Below are 616 nucleotides of genomic sequence, written 5' to 3'. Positions count from 1 at the left end.
TTGATGTTGGGCGCAAATGCCGCGACCTGAAAGTAGTCTTCGACATCCACGGTCATTGCGTGCTTCATGCTATTTCCTTTGGGCTTAAGTAGTTGTCCAGCGTGCTCTTGATCGCTTCAATGTCGTTGGCTGTTACATCGCTATGACAGGGTATAGTAAAGAGTCTGTCTGCGAAGTTGCATGCATTTTCTAGATGTATGCTAGAGAGCAATTCCGATTTTACTCGACTCGGTATGCCTTGAACATCGGGAATGCTCGATTGATAAAGCTTTGTTGCCCCAATACCATGCTCTACCAGTTTATCGACCAACTCATCTCGCATTGCCTTGTTATGAGCGAGTAATGGGAGGCGTAGCATACGTAATCCATCATTTTCTCTCAGTAGTGATGTGATACCTAGCAGCTTAAATGTTGGATTTAGCTGCCCGATAATTTTTTGAGCGGTATCGCGAGGCTTTGAATGAAAGCTCTCTATAGCGTGGGGTAGCATAGCTAGGCGCATTGCATCCATTGCCTTAATAGATTGAGGGGCGTGATAACGCGTTTCTCCGATCGAAAGGCCGGGTATTTTAAGTAGTAGCGGATAAAGCGATGGGCGGATGATGAGGTTGTACGC

1 protein-coding gene is annotated in these 616 nt (G+C 46.3%); it reads right to left on the bottom strand.

Features of this window, described 5'->3' with window-relative positions:
• Positions 1–64 precede the first annotated feature (64 nt).
• Positions 65–616, bottom strand: a 552-nt coding sequence (locus A3751_RS21575; protein ID WP_156492730.1) for a DegT/DnrJ/EryC1/StrS family aminotransferase, incomplete at its 5' end; no start/stop codon positions are given.

It is taken from the genome of Oleiphilus sp. HI0080, from assembly GCF_001635135.1.
The sequence above is the reverse complement of the archived record's forward strand: the minus strand, read 5'-3'. Positions and strand labels throughout refer to the sequence as shown.